This window comes from Candidatus Accumulibacter contiguus (genome assembly GCF_036625285.1).
In the GTDB taxonomy this organism is placed as follows: domain Bacteria; phylum Pseudomonadota; class Gammaproteobacteria; order Burkholderiales; family Rhodocyclaceae; genus Accumulibacter; species Accumulibacter contiguus.
In genome coordinates, this window is record NZ_JAZKUC010000001.1 from 2,230,749 (window position 1) to 2,254,124 (window position 23,376).

The 23,376-nt window shown below is 60.2% G+C and carries 23 protein-coding genes and 3 pseudogenes; 23 read left to right on the forward strand and 3 right to left on the reverse strand.

From position 1 onward, the window contains the following. Positions 1 to 167: 167 nt before the first annotated feature. Both V5B59_RS10945 and V5B59_RS10950 read right to left on the reverse strand, forming a co-directional pair. Positions 168 to 464: an antibiotic biosynthesis monooxygenase family protein gene (locus V5B59_RS10945; RefSeq protein WP_169069818.1), complete on the reverse strand. Its 297-nt coding sequence runs from the start codon at positions 462 to 464 to the stop codon at positions 168 to 170. 136 nt (positions 465 to 600) lie between these two features. Further along, positions 601 to 759: pseudogene (locus V5B59_RS10950) on the reverse strand (LacI family transcriptional regulator); the annotation flags it as partial. Between the two features lie 5 nt (positions 760 to 764). Between V5B59_RS10950 and V5B59_RS10955 the strand changes: the two are divergent. After that, positions 765 to 932: pseudogene (locus V5B59_RS10955) on the forward strand (NAD(P)H:quinone oxidoreductase); the annotation flags it as partial. A 71-nt stretch (positions 933 to 1,003) separates the two neighbouring features. Here the strand turns inward: V5B59_RS10955 and V5B59_RS10960 are convergent. Further along, complete coding sequence (locus V5B59_RS10960) at positions 1,004 to 1,804, reverse strand: trimeric intracellular cation channel family protein (protein ID WP_408612911.1); 801 nt, start codon at positions 1,802 to 1,804, stop codon at positions 1,004 to 1,006. Positions 1,805 to 2,258: 454 nt separating this feature from the next. On the opposite strand from V5B59_RS10960, the pseudogene V5B59_RS10965 reads away from it, so the two are divergent. The 22 genes and pseudogenes from V5B59_RS10965 to V5B59_RS11070 form a co-directional block, all read left to right on the forward strand. Then, a pseudogene (locus V5B59_RS10965) lies at positions 2,259 to 2,453 on the forward strand (DUF2789 family protein); the annotation flags it as partial. A gap of 104 nt (positions 2,454 to 2,557) precedes the next feature. Continuing rightward, entirely contained in the window at positions 2,558 to 3,505 is a 948-nt protein-coding gene (locus V5B59_RS10970; RefSeq protein WP_169069816.1) for an IS1634 family transposase, read from the forward strand. After that, positions 3,486 to 4,265 (forward strand): IS1634 family transposase, encoded by a 780-nt coding sequence (locus tag V5B59_RS10975; RefSeq protein WP_169069815.1) that lies wholly within the window; start codon positions 3,486 to 3,488, stop codon positions 4,263 to 4,265. The genes V5B59_RS10970 and V5B59_RS10975 overlap by 20 nt, the downstream gene beginning before the upstream one ends. A gap of 1,085 nt (positions 4,266 to 5,350) precedes the next feature. Next, positions 5,351 to 6,565 (forward strand): ISAzo13 family transposase, encoded by a 1,215-nt coding sequence (locus V5B59_RS10980; RefSeq protein WP_332351424.1) that lies wholly within the window; start codon positions 5,351 to 5,353, stop codon positions 6,563 to 6,565. Then, a complete protein-coding gene (locus V5B59_RS10985) occupies positions 6,528 to 6,818 on the forward strand; it encodes a hypothetical protein (protein ID WP_332351867.1) in 291 nt (96 codons plus the stop codon). The genes V5B59_RS10980 and V5B59_RS10985 overlap by 38 nt, the downstream gene beginning before the upstream one ends. A 363-nt stretch (positions 6,819 to 7,181) precedes the next feature. Then, positions 7,182 to 7,697 (forward strand): hypothetical protein, encoded by a 516-nt coding sequence (locus V5B59_RS10990; protein WP_332351643.1) that lies wholly within the window; start codon positions 7,182 to 7,184, stop codon positions 7,695 to 7,697. Further along, positions 7,652 to 8,224 carry a DUF6399 domain-containing protein gene (locus V5B59_RS10995; RefSeq protein ID WP_332351642.1) on the forward strand — a complete coding sequence of 191 codons (573 nt, stop codon included), beginning with the start codon at positions 7,652 to 7,654 and terminating at the stop codon, positions 8,222 to 8,224. The genes V5B59_RS10990 and V5B59_RS10995 overlap by 46 nt, the downstream gene beginning before the upstream one ends. 213 nt (positions 8,225 to 8,437) lie before the next feature. Next, on the forward strand, positions 8,438 to 9,256 hold the full coding sequence (locus tag V5B59_RS11000) for an ABC transporter ATP-binding protein (protein ID WP_169069981.1): 819 nt from the start codon (positions 8,438 to 8,440) through the stop codon (positions 9,254 to 9,256). Continuing rightward, the gene (gene mlaE / locus V5B59_RS11005; RefSeq protein WP_169069982.1) at positions 9,243 to 10,055 is read left to right on the forward strand and encodes a lipid asymmetry maintenance ABC transporter permease subunit MlaE; all 813 of its coding nucleotides are present in this window, start codon (positions 9,243 to 9,245) and stop codon (positions 10,053 to 10,055) included. Before V5B59_RS11000 ends, mlaE begins: the two co-directional genes overlap by 14 nt. After that, on the forward strand, positions 10,055 to 10,525 hold the full coding sequence (gene mlaD, locus V5B59_RS11010; RefSeq protein WP_169069983.1) for an outer membrane lipid asymmetry maintenance protein MlaD: 471 nt from the start codon (positions 10,055 to 10,057) through the stop codon (positions 10,523 to 10,525). The genes mlaE and mlaD overlap by 1 nt, the downstream gene beginning before the upstream one ends. A gap of 15 nt (positions 10,526 to 10,540) precedes the next feature. Further along, positions 10,541 to 11,266, forward strand: coding sequence for an MlaA family lipoprotein (locus V5B59_RS11015; RefSeq protein WP_169069984.1), 726 nt, complete (start codon positions 10,541 to 10,543; stop codon positions 11,264 to 11,266). Positions 11,267 to 11,311: 45 nt separating this feature from the next. Then, positions 11,312 to 11,932, forward strand: a complete 621-nt coding sequence (locus V5B59_RS11020; protein WP_372703566.1) for an MlaC/ttg2D family ABC transporter substrate-binding protein — start codon at positions 11,312 to 11,314, stop codon at positions 11,930 to 11,932. After that, a complete protein-coding gene (locus V5B59_RS11025) occupies positions 11,929 to 12,216 on the forward strand; it encodes an STAS domain-containing protein (protein WP_248594774.1) in 288 nt (95 codons plus the stop codon). Before V5B59_RS11020 ends, V5B59_RS11025 begins: the two co-directional genes overlap by 4 nt. 37 nt (positions 12,217 to 12,253) lie before the next feature. Further along, entirely contained in the window at positions 12,254 to 13,177 is a 924-nt protein-coding gene (locus V5B59_RS11030; RefSeq protein ID WP_169069986.1) for an ABC transporter ATP-binding protein, read from the forward strand. Next, on the forward strand, positions 13,177 to 13,929 hold the full coding sequence (locus V5B59_RS11035) for an ABC transporter permease (RefSeq protein WP_169070092.1): 753 nt from the start codon (positions 13,177 to 13,179) through the stop codon (positions 13,927 to 13,929). Before V5B59_RS11030 ends, V5B59_RS11035 begins: the two co-directional genes overlap by 1 nt. A gap of 3 nt (positions 13,930 to 13,932) precedes the next feature. Next, complete coding sequence (locus V5B59_RS11040) at positions 13,933 to 14,178, forward strand: BolA family protein (protein ID WP_169069987.1); 246 nt, start codon at positions 13,933 to 13,935, stop codon at positions 14,176 to 14,178. Continuing rightward, positions 14,171 to 15,430: a UDP-N-acetylglucosamine 1-carboxyvinyltransferase gene (murA, locus tag V5B59_RS11045; protein ID WP_169069988.1), complete on the forward strand. Its 1,260-nt coding sequence runs from the start codon at positions 14,171 to 14,173 to the stop codon at positions 15,428 to 15,430. Before V5B59_RS11040 ends, murA begins: the two co-directional genes overlap by 8 nt. Positions 15,431 to 15,583: 153 nt before the next feature. Next, positions 15,584 to 17,041, forward strand: a complete 1,458-nt coding sequence (locus V5B59_RS11050; RefSeq protein ID WP_169069989.1) for a sigma-54-dependent transcriptional regulator — start codon at positions 15,584 to 15,586, stop codon at positions 17,039 to 17,041. Beyond that, the gene (locus tag V5B59_RS11055; RefSeq protein WP_211203354.1) at positions 17,041 to 18,450 is read left to right on the forward strand and encodes an AAA family ATPase; all 1,410 of its coding nucleotides are present in this window, start codon (positions 17,041 to 17,043) and stop codon (positions 18,448 to 18,450) included. Before V5B59_RS11050 ends, V5B59_RS11055 begins: the two co-directional genes overlap by 1 nt. Before the next feature lie 84 nt (positions 18,451 to 18,534). Beyond that, complete coding sequence (locus V5B59_RS11060) at positions 18,535 to 20,364, forward strand: type II secretion system protein GspD (protein ID WP_211203355.1); 1,830 nt, start codon at positions 18,535 to 18,537, stop codon at positions 20,362 to 20,364. Then, positions 20,361 to 21,581 (forward strand): tetratricopeptide repeat protein, encoded by a 1,221-nt coding sequence (locus V5B59_RS11065; RefSeq protein WP_169069992.1) that lies wholly within the window; start codon positions 20,361 to 20,363, stop codon positions 21,579 to 21,581. Before V5B59_RS11060 ends, V5B59_RS11065 begins: the two co-directional genes overlap by 4 nt. Positions 21,582 to 21,648: 67 nt before the next feature. Further along, positions 21,649 to 23,373 carry a GspE/PulE family protein gene (locus V5B59_RS11070; protein ID WP_169069993.1) on the forward strand — a complete coding sequence of 575 codons (1,725 nt, stop codon included), beginning with the start codon at positions 21,649 to 21,651 and terminating at the stop codon, positions 23,371 to 23,373. Positions 23,374 to 23,376: the final 3 nt, after the last annotated feature.

Genomic DNA, 23,376 nt, shown 5'->3' on the forward strand with positions numbered 1-23,376 from the left:
ACAAATGGCCGCAACGAAGACCATGTAAGGCTTTCCATAAGAGTCGTCAGCTGCCAGGGGACTTCGACTTGCCCTATCTTGAGAAAAGTGTCGATTTTCTCCCTTTGGCTGAGTGGCGGTTCCCCGACCGAGGCGGGCATGACGCCCACCACTACATACTCTACATCTTATTTCAACCCCAGCACCACCGGCCCCGAGACCGGATCGGTGACACCGAGACCGCCGCCCAGATCTTCCAGTGTGTCGCGGAACGAGTCGAGTGTGGCGATCATGTTGGGCCGCGCGTTGGCAAGCGAATCCATGTCGTCCCATTCAGCAATGATGCAGTAGCTTCTGTCGCCGGTCTGCAGCATGTTGACCCGCCTGAGGCCGGGCCAATCGCGTGAGACCTTCTGATGCGCGTCCAGGAATTCTTGCTCGCGCCCCGGCTTCACCCGGAAGCGCACGACGTTGAAGGCGGTCATGAGGCTTTCTCCTTGTTGTCGGTAGGCGGAATGGGGTGACACACGCCGTCCATCGACGAGCGTTCGGTAGAAAATCCGGCGTTTCCGCTCTGCGTTGCATACGGCGGCCACGTCGAATAGACCTGGGTACGGCCGATCAGTTCCGCTGCACGTCCTCGCCAACCACACCCATCCGCTCCCGCCGCTCCTCCCACAACACCGGCGGACTGATCGCCAGCTCATGCACGGTGACGTGAGAAGGCAAGGTCTCATCCAGGATGGCCGCCACGATGTCAGGCGCGAGCGTGGTCAAGTTGTGGAAGCTACCAGGGTCAGGCCACGATTGACGAAGTCGCTGGCGGCAGCCCGTACGGCGCGACGACAATTGCCGGCGGACAGTGCCAGCGTCGGCCGAGCGTAAACGAACTCGATGACGCGCGGTTCCAGGGGAAGCTGATGGCCGAGACCGCCAACAATCTGTCTAGCTGAGTCAGTCCGCCGCACCTGGCGGGATCATCAGGATCGGGTGACGCCAACGTGGCGTTTGCCCGATTTTTCCGTCAATCGGCCCGCCATTGCGGCAGCCGCCAATCGAATACCAGAGCCAGTCCGCGCAGGACGGTCGCAAGCGACGCTCCGGCCAACAGACCCACCCAGCCGGTCAGGCCCAGCTGATCGGCAGCAACTACCACCCAGCCGCCGGCAAACGAACATACAGCATAAGGTCGATGATCGCGGAACGCCTGCGGGATTTCGTTGCACACGATGTCGCGCAGGACGCCGCCGAACACAGCAGTGACCATCCCCATCAGCACGGCAACGATGGCCGGCATGCTGGCCGCGATGGCGAGTTGGGTGCCACCGGCGGTAAATAAGCCGAGTCCTATGGCATCGGGCCACTGCATCGCGCGCTCGGTCAGCGCGAAATGCCGCGCCTGCAGGAAGAACATCGACAGGACTGACAGGGCGAGAAGTACCCATAGCCAGACAGAATGCTCGACCCAAAAAAAGGGCCGGCGGTCGAGCAGAATGTCACGTAATGTGCCACCACCGAAGGCGCTCAGCCCGACTACGATGCAGACGCCCACCGCGTCCAACTTCTTGCGCGCAGCCTCAAGCAGGCCGGAGATGGCAAAGGCGAGGATGGCCGCCGCCTCGATGGCAAACTGTGCTGTCGACAAGGGGGATGCGTCGGAGACCATGTGCTGCGTCTTGCAAGCTCTAAAGGTGACTGGACCGGGGAAAAGCGATGCTGCGCCGGTTTGGATGGTTTTTGCCGCCGGCGCATTGTAGGGAAAAAACATGCGACCATGCGGGCTCGCGCGAACATTAGCCGCCCTCAACCGGACATTGTCGACCAACCGTCATCATCCGGTTTGGAGCCAACCCTGTCCGTGATTCAGGGAACGTCATCGTTGGCCCAGGACCTGCCAGTGAGCAGTCGTCTTGAACCGTCGCTAAACTATCATACCTGCACTTCATGCGGCAATAGCGCGAAAGTCAACAAGAGGTCGCTTTCAGCGGATGGGTAAAGGAAAGAACGGGCATTGCCCTGACGGATCTTCCCCCCTCGCTCTAATAATTTCAAGCACTTAGCTCATTTGTAGGCATGTAACGGTACTAATGTTTTCAAGCACTTAAACAGCTACGGGGGGAAGACCCGCCTGAGCGTGATCTGGCTGATGGAACTGTTCTGCCTTGCTTCCATCCAATTGCAATAAACGTTACAACCTGCGGCACAGAAACGGAGTTCCTATGGAAGCCCACCTACACACCATGAGCAACTTGTTTGCCCAGCTCTGATTACCGGCTGACCCGACGGCAATTGACGACTTCATCTCTGCATACCGACCCCCCGGCAGCGGCGTTGCACTTTACCGCGCTCCGTTCTGGACGGCGACCCAGAGGGCCTTCCTCAAGGAGGAGATAATGGAGGCCGCGGACTGGGCTGGCGTTATCGACGAGCGCACATTCCGCACCCCAGTCGGGCCACGCCAGGGCATTTTTTGAGCGTACATTTCGCTAGACATCGCGCCCGGATTCTGGCACGCTAGGCGTAGACGCGCCTGGTGCTCTAACTCGCTTTCACTTTTTTTGTCAGTGGGAGAGAGCCAATGGCCGAACCGTTTGGCGCGAACGGGGTGAGCGCGCCGCAGGAAATCTCGGTAGCACAGGTCAATCACCTACCCCTCGTGGCCCACTTTGCGCGGCGCTTGGGGCTGGTGGAGATTGTCAATGAGCTGGTGCCCACACAGATGGAGGTCGAGCCCGGTGTGATTGCCTTGGGCCTGGTGCTCGACACCCTTTCCGGGCGTAGTCCGCTCTACCATTTGCAGACGGCCTTCGGGGAATGTGACCGGGCCCTGTTGTTCGGCCAGGAGCTGCCGGAGGAGTACTTCAGCGATGACAATGTCGGACGGATGCTCGATGGCTTCTTCGAGGCGGGCACGCAGCGGATCTTCTCGGTGCTGTCGGTGAGGGCGTTGGAGAGCTTCCCCGTGTCAGCCCACCACGTTCACTTCGACACGACCTCGATCAACGTTTTTGGCGACTACCTTGGCGCCCAAGAGGAAACGGCGCCGTTCAAGATGGCCCATGGCTACAGCAAGGACAAGCGTCCAGATCTGAAGCAGTTCGTGCTCTCGCTGCTATGCGTGGAGGGCAACGTGCCTATCTTGGGCAAGATCGAGGACGGCAATGCCTCGGACAAGGCCATCAATCACCGTCTCCTCAGCGAGATCTCCGGACACATGCACAAATACGGGGTCGAGGCGGATGCCTTTGTCTACATCGCCGACTCGGCGATGGTCACCGATGCCAATTTGGCGCAGCTTGGCGAGCGCACGCTGTTCATCTCCCGCCTGCCGGCCACCTACAACGAGCACGAGCGGGTAATCCTCGCCGCCCTCGAGGCCGATGACTGGCAGACGGTCGGGCACCTCGCCCAAACCGCCCCCACGAAGAATCGTCCCGGCGCGTCCTACCGCCTCCATGAGGGCTCACTCGGTTACGATCGACGGGAAAGCCTATCGGGCAGTGGTCGTGCACTCCAGCGCGCATGATCGACGCCGCCTCAAGCGCTTGGAGCGAGAGATCAAAGCCTCGCGCAGCGAGATCGCGCAGGTGGCGAAGGAGACCGAAAAGCAGACCTTCTTCTGCCGCCCCGATGCCGAGGCGGCCGCAGCGCAGGGCCGCACGCTCCGCACCGCCTATCACCTTCTCGAGGTGGGGGTGGAAGAGCGCCCACGCTTTAGCCCGGGGCGCTCCAAAAAGGGCACCCCGCGTCTCCCCGTGGCCATCGACTATGTCCTGCGCACGCGCATTGCGGAGCAGCAGGAGGCCATCGCCCAACGCCAGCAGATGGCCGGTTGCTTCGTCCTGCTCAGCAATGTCCCTGCCGATGGCGAGGCCGCCTACAGCGCCGAGCGCATCCTCCGCACCTACAAAGAACAGCATGGCATCGAGAAAAACTTCGGCTTCCTCAAGGACGATCAGATCGTCAACGCCCTGTTTCTCAAACGCCCCGAGCGAATCGAAGCGTTGGGCTTGATCCTGTTGATCTCCCTGCTCCTCTGGCGGCTCATCGAGCGGGTGATGCGCACGGAGCTCGAAGCACGCCAAGCGACTCTCCCGGGGTGGGACAACAAACCGACCGCACGTCCCACAGCCTACATGGTGACGTGGAAGTTCAAGGGCGTATTGCTCCTCTGCTTCGGGGGACAACGCCAACTCGCCAAACCACTCACCGACACTCAGATCGCTTTCCTGAGCGCGTTACAGGTCCCCTCCAACTGCTTCACGCAATACCCCAAAGACGGATAGGTTTTCCGCAATATGCCTATCCGGTTAACTCAGGAAGAACACGAAACGTGGTTTGAAGCCGTGCGCGACGTTCCCTCAGCCCCAGGATGCCCGCGCCTTACCCCGAAATCCACACGTCCTCTAGCTTGTGGGCGCGCCACTGCTGGGTGCGCACGCGGCGACAACGCCGCACGACTAGCGGTGGTAGTTACCGCAGTCAACCGGATGACATACTCCGCAAAAAATCCCGCTCCTTTTCATCGTGGGGGTGCGGAATGTACGATAGGCAGTTCGGGCAGGCGGGCGATCTGCGCCAGGACCGACGGCGGCGTGGCGGGAAGGCGAGGGGATATGTTCATCATGACTCCGGTTTATTCCTTGTGGACGGGGTGTGAATGAACGCGCTGGTCGCCGGAGAAGGCAAGCTCAAACCCGTTCTCTCGGGCCACGTTTTCCAATGGTTGAGGCCCACCGGAGCTACGAAGGCGGACCAGCCCATTGGCGAGCAACGACGCGATCTCGCACCGACGCTGCGCTGCGGTCATGTGCTCCGGGGGCAGATGGGTGACTGGGCAATTGCTGCGCGCCGTTGCGCTCTCGACTCGCGAGGTTGCACTTCGTCTGATGTCTCGCATGGGTATCGGTCCTTATCCGTCCAACTCGCTTGAAGCGTCATTGTCCGGATGAACCGCTACCCACACCACGAGGGAGTTTCGGGCAGTTGCGGAGTGCTGCGGGTGGCCGCGAAAAGCGGCGAGGAAAGCGTTGACAGTGTCGCTGGTAGGGCTACCAGCGGGCGTTCTATATAATGGCAGGCAAGACAAACCAACAAAAATGTCACAGGGTTCCTGCCTTCCTCCAGAGGTGAAGCATTCAAGCTTCGCCGTTTCAAATCAAGAGTAGCGGGCACGACTTTGCGCCGCCGTGCGCACCATTCAACCGAGGACGACGCGCCGCAATGAAGGTCTTTTCTCCCGCACATTTCTTGCGACACATCGCCATGCCGACGCTTCAGCAATTTGCCGAAGCGCACGTTCTCGGGCCCGATCTAAGTATCTGTCCAGAAATAACTTGTACAACTTATACGAGTAGGCGACGATCTCGTCATGAGTAATGACGAGCTAGTTGAAACGATCCGTAAGAAGTTCGAGCGCGTGTCCACGGTTTTGGATGAGCGGGGGCGTCGTGTGTGGGCGTTGGCGGAAGCCGAGGCGCTCGGTTACGGCGGACAAAGCATCGTCGCTAAAGCCACGGGGCTATCGCGAATGACGCTGTATTCGGAAAAATGCGGTCATGCCCAGGACGACCCGGCGGGTTCTCGTAGACACGTCCGAAAAGCAGGGGGTGGACGCAAGAAGCTGATCGAGCACGAGCCGACATTGCTCTCGGCGCTGGAAAGATTGGTGGAACCGACCACCCGGGGAGACCCTGAGAATCCTTTACGGTGGACCTGTCTGAGTACCCGTCAACTGGCGGCGGCCCTTGAACAACAAGGCCACCGGATTGGTCGTCAGACCGTAGCGGTTTTGCTGGATAAGTTGGGCTATAGCCTTCAGGGAAATCAAAAGACCAAGGAAGGCACCGTCCATCCGGACCGGGATGCTCAATTCCGTTACATTCACGGTCGAGTCGAGGATTTCCAACGACGGGGACAGCCTGTGGTTTCAGTCGATACCAAGAAAAAGGAACTCGTCGGGGACTTCAAAAATGGAGGCCGAGAGTGGCGCCCCAAAGGAAACCCCGAACCGGTTCGCGTTCATGACTTTATCGACAAGACCCTAGGCAAAGTGAATCCCTATGGCGTCTATGATCCAACGGCAAACACCGGTTGGGTTAGCGTTGGGGTCGATCATGACACCGCCGAGTTTGCGGTGGAAACGTTACGACGGTGGTGGGAAAAGATGGGACGAATTCGTTATCCCGGGGCTACCGAACTGTTGGTGACTGCGGATGGTGGTGGCAGCAATGGGGCGAGAGTACGGTTATGGAAGGTCGCTTTACAGCGTCTGGCCGACCAAACCGGCCTATGCATCTCGATCTGCCATTTTCCACCGGGAACTAGCAAATGGAATAAGATCGAACATCGGATGTTCAGCTACATCAGTATGAATTGGCGAGGAAAGCCTCTGGTCAGCCATGAGGTCATCGTCAATTTGATTGCTGCCACCACCACACAAGCAGGCCTAAAAATTGAGGCGGAGATGGATACCAACACCTACGCGAAAGGCATACACGTGACTGATGATGAACTCGATAAAGTTCACATAGAACGCTCCGAGTTTCATGGTGAATGGAACTACACCATCCGGCCATCGGTTTGAACTTGTACAACTTATTTCTGGACAGATACTAACCATCGATTGGAGCCTTCCAGCAGACGCGCTCCCGGCGAAAGTCACCGAGGCCGTCGAGGCACTCGAGGCGTCCCTTGCCGAAACCAGCCGTTCGCCGCAGGAGTTGGCGCGCCTGGCGCACAGCATTCATCTTTGGTACGACGACCTGCGCCGGGTGCACCTGATGTCCAACGATCTCGCGGTCAATGAATTCGGCTACCCACTTAAGCCGGGACAGTGATGTTGCCGTATTCAGAGGAAGGAGGCGGTAGAAACTGGTTGCTGTATCCCTGTATCCTTCCGACCATGACAAAAAAACGCCACCACTCAAGCCATACGGGCGGCCAGCCGCGCGATTGTTGCTGGGATCGCTGCCAAGCAAAGCCTGCGCGCATTGGGGAAGGTGGTTGGCCACACGAAAAGCAGCGTCCACCGACACCTGAAGGCACAGTTTCGCAGGAACCGGCCCCCTGAATCGGGATTGTGGGAAACCGAGGCTGGAGTTGCCTGGCAGAGATTGCTGGTGTTTGCCGTGCTGTACTCGTTCGGGTTGCGGCCCCATGTGGGGGCGGATGCCTGATCGGATTTTTTCAGGCTGATCCGCATGGATACCCACGTGGGCGTATCTCCCGGAGCTTTGCGGACGCAACTCCGTCAGATGGAAGAGCTATTGCCCGCCTTCCCGCAGATCTGCGAAGCCTCTGCCCCTGCGCCGACACAAAAAGCTGTATTGGCGGCGGATGAGACTTTCTTTGGGGAGATGCTGATCCTGATCTTGATGGATTTGTCCTCCGGCTATCTGCTGCTGGAAACTCTACAGGACAACCGCAGCTTTGATACGTGGTTTGCTCAAGCGGCCCCCCGGTTGGAAGCGCGGGGGATTCAGGTGGGCCATGCGATCAGTGATCGGGCCAAGGCGCTGATCAAACTGGCGGTCGTAGGCTTTGAGTGTGCTTCGGGCGCGGATACGTTTCATGAACAATATGGCCTCAGCCGGTGGTTGTCTCCGGCTTTTGGTCGGCGCAACAGGGCATCTTGGACCCCCGTTCTGCCCTGCGGAAGTTTCGCGCCCAGATGGATGGCTTATCCAGCCACATCCGTTTTTGGTGGCTTTGGGTAGCGGAAATCCTGACCCAATGGGCAGTGGACCCAGCCACCCAGCAGTGGCTGACGGACCCCCTGTTACCCGTGCTGTATTGGCATCATCAGATGGACAAGACCCCAAACCAAGTTCACCGGAAACGTTACCGGCAGACATGGCAGAAGGCAGTGCAGGCCTGGGAAGCCAACCCATTCCACGTCGCGTTGTCCGATCGTGAGCTGCAACGCTGGCTTACTTGGGGAGAATGGATGGTGCGCCAATTCCATCGTAGTTCATCCGCCGTTGAGGGGCGCAATGGTTGCCTTTCCCAGATGTACCATAACGGGCGTGGGTGGACGGAAAGGCGTCTGAAGGCTTTGACGGTCATCCACCACTATGGGTTGAGACGCCATGACGGAACTACGGCGGCCGCACGCTTGTTTGGTACATCGTTCCCTGATCTTTTCGACTGGCTGGTCAGCCAGATGGGGGAACTTCCCATGCCTCGGAAAGCCCGCCAACGGGTCGTGCGTAACCCATTGAAATTGCAATCTGTCCCGGCTTAAGTGGGTAGCCCGAAGATGGGTTTGCGCCGCCGACGCGTTCACGCCGACCGGCATCAGGATTACCGCGAATCCTTGATCAGTCTCGCTTTCTCGGCGACGGCGAGCGAAGACATCATGCTATCCGTGTAAGCGATTGCCCTGGGCGGCAAGTATTTCACGGTGAATCGCCGCAGTGCTCAGGTATAATTCGTGCTTTGCTCAGAGTGATATGCTGTGACTGCAGATAATCTCGTCGAGATCGGTGATCTCGACTTTGCCTATGAGGATCGATCGATCCTCAAGGGCATCAGTCTACAGATCCCGCGCGGCAAGGTCGTGGCCATCATGGGTGGTTCCGGGTGTGGCAAGACCACTTTATTGCGGCTGATCGGCGGACAGCTCAGGCCGAGCCGCGGGGCAGTATTGGTCGACGGCCAGTCGGTTCCCGAACTGAAGGATGATGATCTCTACGAGCTGCGCCGGCGCATGGGCATGCTCTTCCAGTTCGGTGCGCTGTTCACCGACATCTCGGTATTCGACAACGTCGCCTACCAGATGCGCGAGCACACCGACCTGCCGGAAGAACTGATTCGCGACATGGTGTTGCTCAAACTCAACGCCGTTGGCCTGCGCGGCGCGCATCATCTGATGCCGGCCGAGCTTTCCGGTGGCATGGCCAGACGGGTAGCGCTGGCACGGGCGATCGCTCTCGATCCGATGCTGATCATGTATGACGAGCCGTTCGCCGGTCTCGATCCGATTTCACTGGGCGTCATCGGTCAGTTGATCCGCCAGCTCAATGACGCACTGGGCGCGACGACGATCATGGTCACCCATGACATTCAGGAGTCCTTGCTGATCGTCGATTTCATCTATTTCATGTCTGAAGGAAAAATCGTCGCGCTCGGGACACCGGACGAAATCCGGGCCTCCCGGCATCCCTTCGTCCATCAGTTCGTTTTCGCGGAGGCAGACGGACCGGTACCCTTCCACTATCCGGCAGATCCTCTTGCTCGGGAACTGTTGGGGAGAGGCGCAAATGGACGCTCCTAGCCAGCGCCGGGGCTCCATCCTGCCGGCCATTGCCGGTCTGGGGCACCGCGTCAACGACGCCCTGCAGCGCCTGGGCTTTGCGACCCGTTTTTTTTTCGTGCTGCTGCGTCACTCCGGACAGTCCTTCCGTCGTCTGCACCTGACGATCCGCGAGATTTATTTTTCCGGTTTCCAGTCGCTGCTGATCATCATGGTCTCCGGACTGTTCATCGGCATGGTGCTGGGCATGCAGGGTTACGAAACCCTGCAGCGTTACGGCTCGGCCGATGCACTGGGAATTCTGGTGGCTCTGTCGCTGGTCCGAGAACTGGGCCCGGTGGTGGCTGCCCTGCTCTTCGCCTCGCGCGCCGGCTCATCGATTACGGCCGAAATCGGGTTGATGAAGGCGACCGAGCAACTCACCGCAATGGACATGATGGCGGTCAATCCGATTGCCCGTGTGGTGGCGCCCCGTTTCTGGGGAGGCGTCATCTCCATGCCCTTGCTGGCGGCGCTTTTCTCTGCCACCGGGGTCTTCGGCGGCTATCTGATCGGAGTCATTTTCATCGGCGTCGATGAAGGGGCATTCTGGTCGCAGATGCAGGCTTCGGTTGATTTTCGTCACGACATCTGGAGCGGTATCGTCAAGAGTTTTGTTTTCGGGATTGCCGTTTCCCTGATTGCCGTTTTTGAGGGGTACGACGCGCAACCAACCGCTGAAGGCGTGTCAAGCTCGATCAAGGGTACAGTCGTCAAGTCGGCCTTGGCGATTCTGGCGCTCGACTTCGTATTGACCTCGTTCATGCTCCGGGAGGCTTGATGAGTCGCAAGTTACTCGACCTGTGGGTCGGTTTTTTCGTTGCCCTGGGCTTGGCTGCAGTGCTTTTTCTGGCACTGAAAGTCGGCAATCTCTCCGCAGCAAACTTTTCCGATACGTACTCACTGACGGCCAAGTTTGTTAACATTGGCGGATTGAAGGTGCGTGCCCCGGTCAAAAGCGCCGGTGTCGTCGTTGGCCGGGTGGCCGAGGTCCGTTTCGACCCGGAAACGTACGAGGCCGTGGTAAGCTTCACCATCGACGCACGCTATCGTTTTCCGAAGGATACCTTTGCCTTGATCCTGACCGCCGGCTTGCTCGGCGAGCAGTACATTGGACTGGATCCGGGCGGTGACGAAAAGATGCTCCAGAACGGCGACACGATCGCCAAGACACAGTCGGCAGTGGTCCTGGAAAAACTGATCAGCCAGTTCATGTTCAACAAGGCTTCCGAAGGGCAGAGCGATAAATAACGCAAAGGAGAATCAGTGAAGCCATCCCTTTCAAACTCGGTATCTTGCCTGGCCTGTGCAGTAGCGATCCTTGCTGGCAGCGGCTGCGCGACCACTGCGAACAACCCCAAGGATCCATTCGAGGGCTTCAACCGGGCGATGTTCGCCGTCAATGAAGGCCTGGATGTCATCGTCAAGCCCGTCGCACAGGGCTACGACGCGGCGGCTCCGCTGCCCGTGAAGGTCGTCATCGGCAACTTCTTCGGCAACATCTGGGACGCCTGGACGGCGGTGAACAATCTGCTGCAGGGCAAGGCTGGGCAGGCAGTTTCAGACGTCGGCAGGGTCCTGATCAATTCCACCGCCGGTATCGGCGGCGCTTTCGACGTCGCTTCCGAAGTGGGCCTGACCAAGCATTCCGAAGACTTTGGCCAGACACTTGGCAAGTGGGGAATCGGTGACGGCCCCTACTTCTACTGGCCAATCATCGGACCGCGCACGACGCGCGACAGCTTCGGCTGGCTGGCCGACACCTATTTCGACCCGGTATGGCGCATCGACAACATCGCCTGGCGCAACAGCCTCGTGGCGACGCGATATATCGACCGGCGCGCAAGCCTGCTGCCTTCCGACAAGGTGGTCGAGGAAGCCGCTTTCGACAAATACGACTACATCAGGGACGCCTACCTGCAACATCGCCGCAGCGAGATTTTCGATGGCGCGTTGCCGCACGAGCTGTCTGACGATGACTCGCTCCGCTAGACCGCTCAGGCGCAGCGTCAAGCATCACTCACCATTTGCCAGGAAATGCCCATGAAGTCCCTACTGTCGCTGCTGTTTGGTCTGTTGCTCGTGCTGGGTTCCGCCAGTGCGCAGGAACTGGCACCGGACGCCATGGTCCGGCAGGTCACCGAGGATGTATTGACCGTCGTTCGCCAGGACAAGGACATCCAGAGCGGCAATACCCGGAAGGCCATCGATCTGGTCGAAAGCAAGGTTCTACCGTATTTCAATTTCCAGAGAATGACCGCGCTGGCGGTCGGAGTAGACTGGAAGAAAGCGACTCCGGAACAGAAGAAGCGCTTGTCCGAGGAATTCAAGACCCTGCTCGTGCGTACCTACTCGAACGCGCTGACTTCCTACAAGAATCAGACAGTGGTCTATAAGCCGAGCAAGGTGGCGGCCGGCGACGCCGAAGCGGTGGTCAAGACCGAAATCGTGCAGCCGGGAAACCGGCCGGTTCAGCTCGATTACTCGCTGGAGAAGCTGGGCGACAGCTGGAAGGTATACGACGTCATCGTCGCCGGGGTCAGCCTGGTGACCAATTATCGCGACACCTTCAAGCAGGAGGTCAGTAACAACGGCATCGACGGGCTGATCACGATGCTGAGCAATCGGAACAAGCAACTCGAATCCGGCAGGAAATGATCGAACAGGCAGAGGGCGGCCTGCGCGTCATCGCGCCGATGGTCATCGCCAACGCCCGCACCCAGCTTGAGGCCGGGCGCCTTGTCTTGCGGGCACGCATGTTGCCAACGGAGGTCGATCTTTCAGCGGTCGCCGAAGTGGATTCCTCGGCCCTGAGCGTACTTCTGGCCTGGCTGCGCACGGCCGATGCGCACGGCTTTGCCCTGCGCATTACCCATCCGCCGGCAAATCTGATCAGCCTGGCGACGCTTTACGGCGTCGCCGAACTGCTCCCGCTCGCCTGAGCAGGTCCGCAAATTCTCCGTCGAAAAACGTAATTCCATGCGCGTCGCAGTTGCAATTGAGCGCGTTGAAAAGCGCTTTGGCTCCCTGCTGGCACTGGCCGGCGTGTCGCTGCAGATCGCCGAAGGGGAGTTCTTTGGTCTGCTGGGACCCAACGGTGCCGGCAAGACCACCTTGATCTCCTGCCTGGCTGGTCTCTCCCGTCCAGATGCCGGCAAGCTGATGGTGATGGGGCATGATGTGCTCAGCGATTACCGCAGCGCACGCCGCCTGCTTGGCGTGGTGCCTCAGGAACTCGTTTTCGACCCGTTCTTTTCGGTACGCGAAACCCTGCGCATTCAGTCCGGCTATTTTGGAATTCGCCACAATGAAGACTGGATCGACGAGATTCTCGCCAACCTGGATCTGACCGCCAAGGCAGATACCAACATGCGCCGCCTGTCCGGCGGCATGAAGCGTCGGGTTCTCGTCGCCCAGGCACTGGTGCATAAACCGCCGGTGATCGTTCTCGACGAACCGACCGCCGGGGTCGACGTCGAACTGCGGCAGGGCTTGTGGCAATTCGTCCGGCGCCTGAATCGCGACGGGCACACGGTGATCCTGACCACGCATTATCTCGAGGAAGCGGAAGCCTTGTGCGGACGGATTGCGATGCTCAAACAGGGGCGTGTGGTGGCTCTGGATACGACCAGCAACCTGCTGGCACGCTTCGCCGGCCACACTTTGACCCTGCGCCTGGCGCCTGCCGCGAGCTTGCCAGCGATGCTCTCTGCGCGCGCAACACAAAGCGAGAGCACCTGGACCTTTCCTCTTGGCAATCTCGGCGAGATCGAACCGTTGCTCACCGCCGTGCGCGAGGCCGGTTGCGTGATTGACGATCTGCGCCTGACGCAGACCGACCTGGAGGATGTGTTCCTGGGCGTGATGCAGAGCAGTGACCGCCGGAAGGAATCCGCACCGTGATATCCGGTTTCCAGACCCTGCTCTACAAGGAAGTGCTGCGCTTCTGGAAGGTGAACTTTCAGACGATAGCCGCGCCGGTGCTGACGGCAATGCTCTATCTGATGATTTTCTCGCATGTCCTCGAAGCGCACGTGCAGGTGCATGGTGTCGCCTACACCAGTTTTCTGGTTCCCGGCCTGGTGATGATGTCGGCGCTGCAGAATGCCTTTGCCAACAGTTCTTCGAGTTTGATCCAGTCGAAGGTGACTGGCAGCGTGATTTTCGTTCTCTTGCCACCGATCTCCTACGTCGAATTCTTTCTCGCCTATGTCGTCGCGGCGATGCTGCGCGGCTTGATGGTGGCCCTGGGCGTGCTGCTGGTGACGATCTGGTTTGCCGTGCCGACCTTCGTGGCACCGTTATGGATTCTGACGTTCCTCGTTCTCGGTGGCGGAACGATGGGAGCACTGGGCATGATCGCCGGCATCTGGGCTGACAAGTTCGACCAATTGGCGGGTTTTCAGAATTTCCTGATCATGCCGCTGACGATGCTCTCCGGCGTTTTCTACTCGCTGCATTCGCTGCCTGAATTCTGGCAGCAAGTATCGCGTTTCAATCCCGTCTTCTATATGATCGACGGTTTTCGCTTCGGATTTTTCGGCGTCTCCGATGTGCCGCCAGAAAACAGTCTGGCGGTCGTTGGCATGAGCTTCCTGCTGGTATCTGCGGCGACGCTGGCGCTCCTCCGCAGTGGTTACAAACTGAGGTCCTGAATCATGATGCAGCCTGAACAAATCCAGAACATCATCGCCGCAGGTCTGTCCTGCGAGCATCTGCAAGTCGTGGGCGACGGCCATCACTTCGAGGCGCTGATCGTCAGTGCCGAGTTCGTCGGCAGAAATCGCGTGCAGCGGCAGCAGCGCGTCAACGAAGTGCTGCGCGGGCATTTCGACAGCGGCGAACTGCACGCCCTGTCGATGAAAACCCAGACCCCTGAAGAGTGGAGTGCGGCGCGTGGATAAGCTGCTGATCCAGGGCGGTACGCCGCTCCGTGGAGAAATCGCCATTTCCGGTGCCAAGAATGCGGCGCTGCCGATTCTCTGCGCCAGCCTGCTCGCGCCCGAGCCGCTGCATCTGAGCAATGTGCCGCGGCTCAAGGACATCTCGACGATGCTGCGCCTGATCGAGCAAATGGGCGTCATGGTTGCTCACGAGGGCGACGATGGCGTGCTATTGAACAGCCTCGGCCTCAACAACCCGCTTGCCCCGTACGACCTGGTCAAGACCATGCGCGCCTCGATCCTGGTGCTCGGCCCCTTGCTGGCGCGTCATGGTGAAGCGAGGGTATCGCTGCCGGGCGGCTGTGCGATTGGTGCCCGGCCGGTGGAACAGCACATCAAGGGCTTGCAGGCGATGGGTGCCAGAATCCATGTCGAGCACGGTTACATCCATGCCACGGCAGGTGCCGGAGGCCTCAGGGGGGCGCACATCGTGACCGACATGGTCACCGTCACCGGTACCGAAAACCTGATGATGGCGGCGGTCCTCGCCGAGGGCGAAACGATCATCGAGAATGCGGCGCGTGAGCCAGAGGTGGTCGATCTGGCCAACTGCCTGATTACCATGGGCGCGCAGATTTCCGGTGCCGGGACCGACAAGATTCGCATCCGCGGCGTCACACGCCTGCACGGGGCCGCGCATCCGATCATGGCCGATCGCATCGAGACCGGTACCTATCTTTGTGCCGCAGCAGCGACCGGTGGCAGCATTCGTCTGACCGGGACTTCGGCAGCCTGCCTTGACGCCGTGGTCGACAAGTTGCTCGACGCCGGCTGCGAGATCGTTACCGAGCGCGCAGCGATCACCCTCAAGGCACCGCAGCGGCTCAAGGCAGTCAGCATTCGCACCTCGCCCTATCCGGCCTTTCCGACCGACATGCAGGCGCAATTCATGGCCATCAACTGCGTTGCCGAAGGGTCCGCAGTGATCCGCGAAACGATTTTCGAAAATCGCTTCATGCACGCCGTCGAACTGATCCGCCTCGGTGCGGACATCAAGATCGATGCCAGCAACGCGATGGTCACCGGCGTCGAGCGTCTTCAAGGCGCGACGGTGATGGCCACCGACCTGCGCGCATCTGCCAGCCTGGTCATCGCCGGGCTGGTGGCGCAGGGTGAGACGCTGATCGAGCGGATCTACCATCTCGACCGGGGTTACGAACGGATCGAGGAAAAACTCGGTCAGATCGGAGCGCAGGTCAGGCGGATTCGCTGAGACGACGACGCCTGACCGTCACCATGGCCGCTCCGTGCACACCTCCTGTCGGTGCTGGCGACCATTGGTTCGAGCGTTACCAGCGCCTGGTGGGCGCCCAGAATTGTGAAATAATGTCCGACAGCCCCCTTCGGTCACGATCACAAGCATTGCATGCCCACCCTCCCAGGAAATTCTCTGCCCGAAAAGCCACTACTGCTCATCGTTGATGACGATGCGCTGATCTGTGACACCTTGAGTATTTCGCTGAGCCCGCTTTTCGAAGTGCTCACCAGCCATTCGCGTCCGCATTGTCTGCAACTGCTTCGACAATTGCGCAGAGCGCCCGAACTGGCGCTGGTCGACCTCGGCCTGGCACCCGTACCGCACCGTCCCGATGAGGGTTTTGCGCTGATTGCCGACCTGCTCAAGCTTGCACCCAGGATACGTATCGTGGTCCTCTCCGGACAAAGCGACGAGGGTAATGCACGCCATGCACGAACGCTCGGCGCTGCCGATTTTGTCGCCAAACCGTGCAGCCCCGGCGACCTGCAGCAAGTCCTCACGGGCGCGCTGGAGTTTCGTGCGGTGGACAACGGGCGCCACGAGGGCTCATCGCCACTGCTCGGCAACAGCCCGGCCATACAAAAACTGCACTTGCAACTCCTGCAATATGCTGACTTACCGTTCCCGGTGCTGATCGAGGGGGAATCGGGCAGCGGCAAGGAGGTCATCGCTTCCAGTTGTCTGCATTACGATACCAGTCGTCGCTACCGGCCATTCCTGGCGATCAATTGCGCCGCGATCTCGCCCAACCTGGTTGAAGCGACCTTATTCGGCTACTCCAGAGGTGCTTTCACCGGTGCAGTAACGAAGAAAGCCGGCTATTTCGAAGACGCTGCCGACGGCACGCTTTTCCTCGACGAGATCGGTGAACTGGCACTCGATCTCCAGGCCAAGCTGCTGCGAGTATTGGAAAATGGCGAGTACCAGCGCGTCGGCGAAACCCAGAAGCGTGTCAGCCGGGCGCGCATCATTGCCGCCACCAACCGCGACCTGCGCAAGGAGGTCAAAGCGGGCAACTTCCGTGCTGATCTCTACCATCGGCTGTCGGTCTGTTCAATCGTCGCCCCGCCCTTGCGCGAGATGGGCGACGACCGGTTCGTCCTTCTCGACCACTTCCGGCAACACTATGCGGCACAAACTCAGCAGCAGCCGTTCAGCCTCTCTGCAGAAGCGGCAGAATTGTGGTGCAGCTACCCCTTCCCCGGCAATGTCCGTGAGCTACGCAACATCGTCATCCGCTTGACCACCCGGCACTCGGGTCGGCTCGTCGACGCCACAGCGCTGGCCGCAGAACTCGATCTCCCCGACGAACCGCAGGAGTTCACGGTGAATTCGCCCAGCGGTGCGGATGCACTGACCAGCGATGCGCTCATCGCTGCGGCAATGCATCGCCTGCGGCAAAAAGATCCCTTCAACCTCGATCGCCTGCTCGATGCCACGGAGCGCGGCTACATCGAGGCCGCGTTGAAGCTGGCGCACGGGAATGTCAGTCAGGCGGCACGCCTGCTCGGCATCCATCGCACGACGCTCTACAATCGCATGGAATCCTCGGCGCGGGAGCAGTGATGTACCTGGATCATTTCGGATTGCAGCAGGCGCCTTTTCGCATTACACCGCACACCGAGTTCTTTTTCGCAGGGGCCCAGCGAGGTGCCACGCTCGAGGCGCTGATCTATGCGATTACCCACGATGAGGGAATCGTCAAGGTCTGCGGTGAGGTCGGTAGTGGCAAGACGATGCTCTGCCGGATGCTGCTCGAAAAACTTCCGGGCCACGTCGAGACGGTCTATCTGGCCAACCCCTTGCTGTCGCAGGACGAAATCCTCCTGGCCATTGCCGGGGAACTGCGAATTGTGACGCCGCCGCTGCAGCAAGGGCATGCTCATTTGCTGCTGCGTTCGCTGCAGGAACGTCTGCTGGAAATCTACGCTGACGGTCGCCAGGTGGTCGCCCTGATCGACGAGGCGCATGCCATGCCACCGGCAGCACTCGAAGAAATTCGTCTGCTTTCCAACCTGGAATCGAGCCGGCACAAGCTGCTGCAGATCGTGCTCTTCGGTCAACCCGAGCTGGATCAACGCCTGGGTGAAACCGCCATGCGCCAGCTCAACGACCGCATCACCCATCATTTCAGGCTCGAACCGCTGCACCGCAACGACGTCGCCGTCTATCTGATGTTCCGTCTGCGCGCTGCCGGCTACCACGGCCCGGATCTGTTTACCCAGGGCGCCATTCGATTGATCAGCCGGGCCTCCGAGGGGCTGACCCGGCGCATCAACATTCTTGCCGACAAAGCCCTGCTTGCTGCATTTTCCGAAGGGCTGCATCAGGTCAATGGCAGGCAGGTCCGGGCGGCAATTCGCGACGCCCGGTTCCAGCGCATCGCTGGCCCGGCGCGCGCACGCTGGCTGTGGGCTGGCGCCGCCACCGCCCTCTGCACGACAGGCGGTCTGGCCTATCTCGCCGGCAGCCACCATGCCAGCAGCCTACCGGCAGCAGCGGCGATCGACGCAGCAGCATGGGCTATGACCAGGCCGCTGGACAGCACGACCTCGCCCGTTTCTTCCGTGGCAGCGCCTGAGCCGGTTTCCCCAATGACGGCAACACTCGGTGCTACCAAACCAGGCACGCTCGCCGAGCGAATTGCCGCGACCGAGGACTGGCTGACGCAGACCCCGGACAGTCATTATTTCATTCAACTGTTGATGACTGACGCCGGCAGCCAGCAGGAGGTGAGCGATTTCATCATCAAGCACATGAGGACGCTCGATTTACGGCAAGTTCGGGTTTATCGTTCACGGTTCGGCGGCAGAGAAAGACTCAGCGTCATCTACGGCGACTACCCTTCCCGCGAACAGGCGAACGCGGCGCTGGCGATGCTTGGAGAGATCAGCCCGTCGAGCAAGCCCTATGTGCGAGCGGTCGCCAAAGTTCGCTCGCAGCGGCTCTCGCGAGCCCCGATGGACAATCCTTAATACACTAAAAATCATGTACTTGTATCGACGTGTCGGCATGGTATCATAAACCACCCTTTGACTGGATCAAGCTTGAGCGTGTCCATGAACAAACTGCGCATACTGCGCATTCCTGGTTTCATCTCTCTTGCACTGCTGCTCTGCGCCTGCACACCGACCACGCTGAGCAAGGGGCCATCGGCCGGACATCTGCAGGCCGACAGTGTGTCCAGGAGCCAGGGGGCAATTCCCCAGCCCGTTCAGCAAAGCGTCTCACTACCCAGGCCGAAAGTCACCGGCAAGACGGAAACCTACAGCGTCGTCGTCAACAACGTGCAGGTTCACGACCTGCTGTTTGCCCTCGCCCGGGATGCCAGGCTGAACGTAGACATCCATCCTGGGCTCACCGGGCTGGTGACCCTCAACGCCATTGACCAGACGCTGCCACAATTGCTCACCCGCATTGCCAAGCAGGTCGACATGCGCTTCGAGATGGATGGCCCGAACCTGGTGGTGATGCCTGACTCGCCATACCTCAAGAATTACAGGGTCGATTACGTCAATATCGCCCGCGATGTCACGGGAACGGTATCGACCAGTACGCAGATTTCGACCAGCTCGCTGACGACCGGTGGCGGGGGTGCCGCCGGCACCGGCAACACTTCGCGCATCCAGATCGACAACAAGTCGAAAAACCGCTTTTGGGAAACTCTCGAGAAAAACCTGAAAGAACTGCTGCACGAAACCGACAAGATTTTCCCGGAAGGCTCGACCGAAACGGTGACCGAGCAAAGCTCATCACAGAGCACGACCGGCACCGGTGCGCCTGCTGCAAAAATCGCCGCTGCTCGCGGCAGCCAGATCGTGCCGTCGCTGGCGGCCAGTCCGAATCCCGCGGCAGTGCAGAACGCTGGCGCAACGATCGTCAAGCACATGACCTTCCGCGAAGCGGCGTCGGTGATCGCCAATCCGGAAGGCGGGGTGATCACTGTCAGGGCCACCGCCAGGCAACATGAAAAAGTGCAGGAGTTCCTCGATCGGGTCATGAGTGGCGCAAGAAGGCAGGTGCTGATCGAAGCGACGATCATCGAAGTCACCTTGAGCGATGGCTACCAGCAAGGTATCGAGTGGAGCCGCCTGACCAGTGGAACCGACTACAGCATCAACAAACCGACGCTGACGACCAACGTGCCCAGTGCCGTGACGCCGTATGTCATCAAGTACAGACAGATCAACCCGCTGAATCTGCTGGCAACCGTGGAGCTGTTGCGTGCTTTTGGCACCGTCAAGGTACTCTCCAGTCCCAAGCTCGCGGTGCTCAACAACCAGACGGCAACGCTCAAGGTTTCTGAAGATTTCGTCTACTTCAACGTCAAGCAGGACGTCGTTCCCGGCAACACCAACACCAACGCCACCGTGACCACGACGACGACGCCACAGTCCGTTTCCATCGGCTTTTTCATGAGCCTGACCGCACAGATCAGTGACAACGGCACCGTCACCCTGAGCGTTCGGCCATCGATTTCGAGTATCGCCGAACTGAAGCAGGATCCCAATCCGGAACTCGCCAAGAACAACATCAAAAACCTGGTGCCGCAGATTCGCATGCGCGAGATCGAGTCGATGATGCGTGTCGAGAGTGGCGACATCGCGGTTCTCGGCGGCCTGATGGAAGACCGGCTCGATAACCGTGACGGTCGCCTGCCAGGCCTCGGCGACATCCCGTTTCTTGGCGAGGTGTTCAATACCCGCTCAAACTCCTCGGCCAAGTCGGAACTCGTCGTTCTCCTGCGCCCGACGGTAATCCGGGACGCTTCGGTGGAGGGCGACTTCAGCAGCTTCAGGGAGTCCCTGCCGAACCGGGAGTTCTTCAGGAACGACCAGGTCTACCGGCCTTTCTCGCCGCCTGGCCAGCCTCCGGAGCCGCTGCAGTGAGCCTGCTGATGGATGCGCTGCGTCGCGCCGAAGAAGCCAAACGGCAGGCCGCCAGCCCGACCGGCAGCGACGACCCGCTCGAACTGAGCCTAGACCCGCTGGAATCAGCACCGTCTGGTCCTCAGCCCTGGACACTGCCGCCGCTCTCCAGCCCCCCCGATGCAGACGCCACGGGCCCGGCAGCCGAAGCCACCCGGTCGCCGCCGAGCCGACCCCTGCCGGGACCGACACCGGCCGACCCCCGCAGTAACGACGCCGCGGCACGGGCAGCGGCAAGAAATGTTTTTGCCGTCAAGCAGGCACCGCGGTCGCGCACCGCCCTATGGCTTTTTCTCGGGCTCGGCGGCATCGCGACGCTGGCGATCGGCGTCTACTTCTGGTGGCAGTTACAGGCCATCTCCGCAGGCTCGCTGGCCAGACCACTGGTCGCCACCTTGCCGGCCGCCCAGCCGCCAGGTCCGCCGCGGCCGCCACCGCTGATGGCGGTGGCAGAGGCACCTCCGGCCCGGCCGCCAAGCGCTGCGGGCTTGCCGCGCCCAGAGCCAGCGCCGAGCAAGCTTGCAATGCATCCGGAGCGGCTGCGCAGGGGTGCAGCGAGTGCCCATCAAGGCGAAGCTGCGGGCGTCTTCCGTCCGGGTAGCCAGCGGGCCATCCAGAACCAGACGCTGAGCCTGGCCTACGAAGCATGGCAGGCAAATCGGCTCGGTGACGCACAAGGCGGCTACGAAGAGGTACTGCGTAGCGACGCCAGGAATTCGGACGCGCTCCTCGGCCTGGCGGCGATCGCCACCCGCCGCGGCCAGTTCGAGCGTGCGCAGGAATTGTACCTGCAGGTCCTCGAGTCCGACCCCGGCGACGTCAGCGCGCAGGCGGCACTGATCAACCTGCGCGCGCAAAACGACACGGGTTCGTCCGAAAGCCGTTTGAAGACCCTGCTCGCCAGCCAGCCGGACTCGTCGGCTCTGCATTTCACGCTGGGCAATCTGTACGCCCGGCAGGGTCGCTGGAGCGACGCGCAACAGGCGTATTTTCAGGCCTATGCGGCGGACCCCGATAACGCCGACTACATTTTCAACGTCGCGGTCAGCCTGGACCATCTGCGCCAGAGCAAGCTGGCAACACAATACTACCAGATGGCGCTGAGCGTCGCTGCAACGCGGCCTAGTGCCTTCGACCGGCAAGCCGCCGAGAAACGCATCCTTGAATTGCAACCGTGATCCTGCCCGCGTGCAGCGATCCTTGCATGCGCTTGCCCAAGAGTCATGGCTTTGTCAGACCCACTCGATGATGAATTACACGAACTCTCCTGCCGACCATTCCCATTCGCGGCCGCTGGGTCAGATCCTGATCAGCAAGGGCATCCTCAGCGAGGATCAGTTGCGCATCGCCTTGCTGGAGCAGGTCAAGTCGAATCACCCGATTGGCAAGCTCCTGGTCTCACTCGGCTTCGTCTCCGAGGCGACGCTGCGCGACGCGCTCTCTGAAAGCCTGGGCAAACAGGGTGTCGATTTATCGAATGCGATTATCGATCCCTCGGCGCTGAAGCTGGTCCCGCGCGACCTCGCCAAGCGTCACCATGTGCTGCCGCTCGACTACGATGCAGAACATCTGCGGTTGACGGTAGCCATTGCCGACATCAACGACATCGTTGCACTGGACAGGATCCGTAGCCTGTCCGGCGATGAAATCGTGATCGACACTCTGCTCGCCGGCGAGAGCGAAATCGATCGCAGCATCGACCAGTGCTATGGTCATGAGCTGTCGATCGACGGCATCCTGCACGAAATCGAAACCGGCGAGATCGACTTCCGCAGCCTGCAGTCTTCCTCTGACGAGTACAGCCAGCCGGTCGTCCGCCTGATTGACTCGATCCTGACGGATGCCGTCAAGCAGGAATCTTCCGACATCCATTTCGAGCCGGAAGCGAGATTCCTGCGCATCCGCTACCGGATCGACGGCATGCTGCGGCAGATTCGCTCGCTGCACAAGACCTACTGGCCAGCGATGGCGGTGCGCATCAAGGTTCTGTCGGGAATGAACATTGCCGAAACGCGTGCCCCCCAGGACGGCCGCATCTCGCTCAACATGCGCGGCCGACAGGTTGATTTTCGGGCTTCGGTACAACCGACGATTCACGGCGAGAACATCGTTCTGCGTATTCTCGACCGTCAGAAGGGGATCGTTCCGCTCGCAGGACTGGGTCTTTCCGAGACGCAGCTCAACCAGCTCAAACTGATGATCGCCCGTCCCGAAGGAATCGTTTTCGTGACTGGGCCAACCGGCAGCGGCAAGACGACAACACTCTATTCGGTACTCAACCACATCAATTCCGAGGGCGTAAACATCATGACGCTCGAAGATCCTGTCGAGTACCCGATGACGCTGGTCCGGCAGACCTCCGCTGCCGACTCGGTGAAGCTCGATTTCGCCAATGGCATCCGCTCGATGATGCGTCAGGACCCGGACATCATCCTGGTTGGCGAAGTACGCGATGCCGACACCGCCGAGATGGCGCTGCGTGCAGCAATGACCGGTCACCAGGTGTACTCGACGCTGCACACCAATTCGGCACTGGGGGCCATTCCGCGCCTGCTGGATATCGGCATCCTGCCGGACATCATGGCCGGCAACATCATCGGCATCATCGCGCAACGGCTGGTGCGGCGTCTCTGTGTGCACTGCAAGATCCCCTACCAGCCCGAAGCGCACGAGACTCGCCTGCTGGGCAACCCGGCCGATGCACCGCGGCCGGTCATCTACCGGCCAGGCGGCTGTGAACGTTGTGACTTCCAGGGGTATCGTGGACGCTTGGCGATCATGGAGTTGCTTCGGATCAACGGCGACATGGACGAACTGATCTCTCGTCGCAGCACCCTCCGCGAAATGCGCCAGCTCGCCGACCGCCAGGGTTTCGTCAGCCTCGCCGATGACGGTCTGCGCCGCGTTCTCGACGGATCCACCGCGCTCGAAGAAGTCGCTCGGGTCGTCGACCTGACCAACCGGATGTAGCCG

Bases quoted from the DNA above. Each gene is read 5' to 3' on its own strand.
- V5B59_RS11030 (WP_169069986.1), top strand. From the start codon at position 12,254: ATGCGCGTCGCAGTTGCAATTGAGCGCGTTGAAAAGCGCTTTGGCTCC.
- V5B59_RS11040 (WP_169069987.1), top strand. From the start codon at position 13,933: ATGATGCAGCCTGAACAAATCCAGAACATCATCGCCGCAGGTCTGTCC.
- V5B59_RS10985 (WP_332351867.1), top strand. From the start codon at position 6,528: ATGGTGAATGGAACTACACCATCCGGCCATCGGTTTGAACTTGTACAA.
- V5B59_RS10945 (WP_169069818.1), bottom strand. From the start codon at position 464: ATGACCGCCTTCAACGTCGTGCGCTTCCGGGTGAAGCCGGGGCGCGAG.
- mlaD (WP_169069983.1), top strand. From the start codon at position 10,055: ATGAGTCGCAAGTTACTCGACCTGTGGGTCGGTTTTTTCGTTGCCCTG.
- V5B59_RS10995 (WP_332351642.1), top strand. From the start codon at position 7,652: ATGGATGGCTTATCCAGCCACATCCGTTTTTGGTGGCTTTGGGTAGCG.
- V5B59_RS10970 (WP_169069816.1), top strand. From the start codon at position 2,558: ATGGCCGAACCGTTTGGCGCGAACGGGGTGAGCGCGCCGCAGGAAATC.
- V5B59_RS11060 (WP_211203355.1), top strand. From the start codon at position 18,535: ATGAACAAACTGCGCATACTGCGCATTCCTGGTTTCATCTCTCTTGCA.
- V5B59_RS11055 (WP_211203354.1), top strand. From the start codon at position 17,041: ATGTACCTGGATCATTTCGGATTGCAGCAGGCGCCTTTTCGCATTACA.
- V5B59_RS10990 (WP_332351643.1), top strand. From the start codon at position 7,182: ATGGATACCCACGTGGGCGTATCTCCCGGAGCTTTGCGGACGCAACTC.
- mlaE (WP_169069982.1), top strand. From the start codon at position 9,243: ATGGACGCTCCTAGCCAGCGCCGGGGCTCCATCCTGCCGGCCATTGCC.
- V5B59_RS11070 (WP_169069993.1), top strand. From the start codon at position 21,649: ATGATGAATTACACGAACTCTCCTGCCGACCATTCCCATTCGCGGCCG.
- V5B59_RS11050 (WP_169069989.1), top strand. From the start codon at position 15,584: ATGCCCACCCTCCCAGGAAATTCTCTGCCCGAAAAGCCACTACTGCTC.
- V5B59_RS11020 (WP_372703566.1), top strand. From the start codon at position 11,312: ATGCCCATGAAGTCCCTACTGTCGCTGCTGTTTGGTCTGTTGCTCGTG.
- V5B59_RS10980 (WP_332351424.1), top strand. From the start codon at position 5,351: ATGAGTAATGACGAGCTAGTTGAAACGATCCGTAAGAAGTTCGAGCGC.
- V5B59_RS11025 (WP_248594774.1), top strand. From the start codon at position 11,929: ATGATCGAACAGGCAGAGGGCGGCCTGCGCGTCATCGCGCCGATGGTC.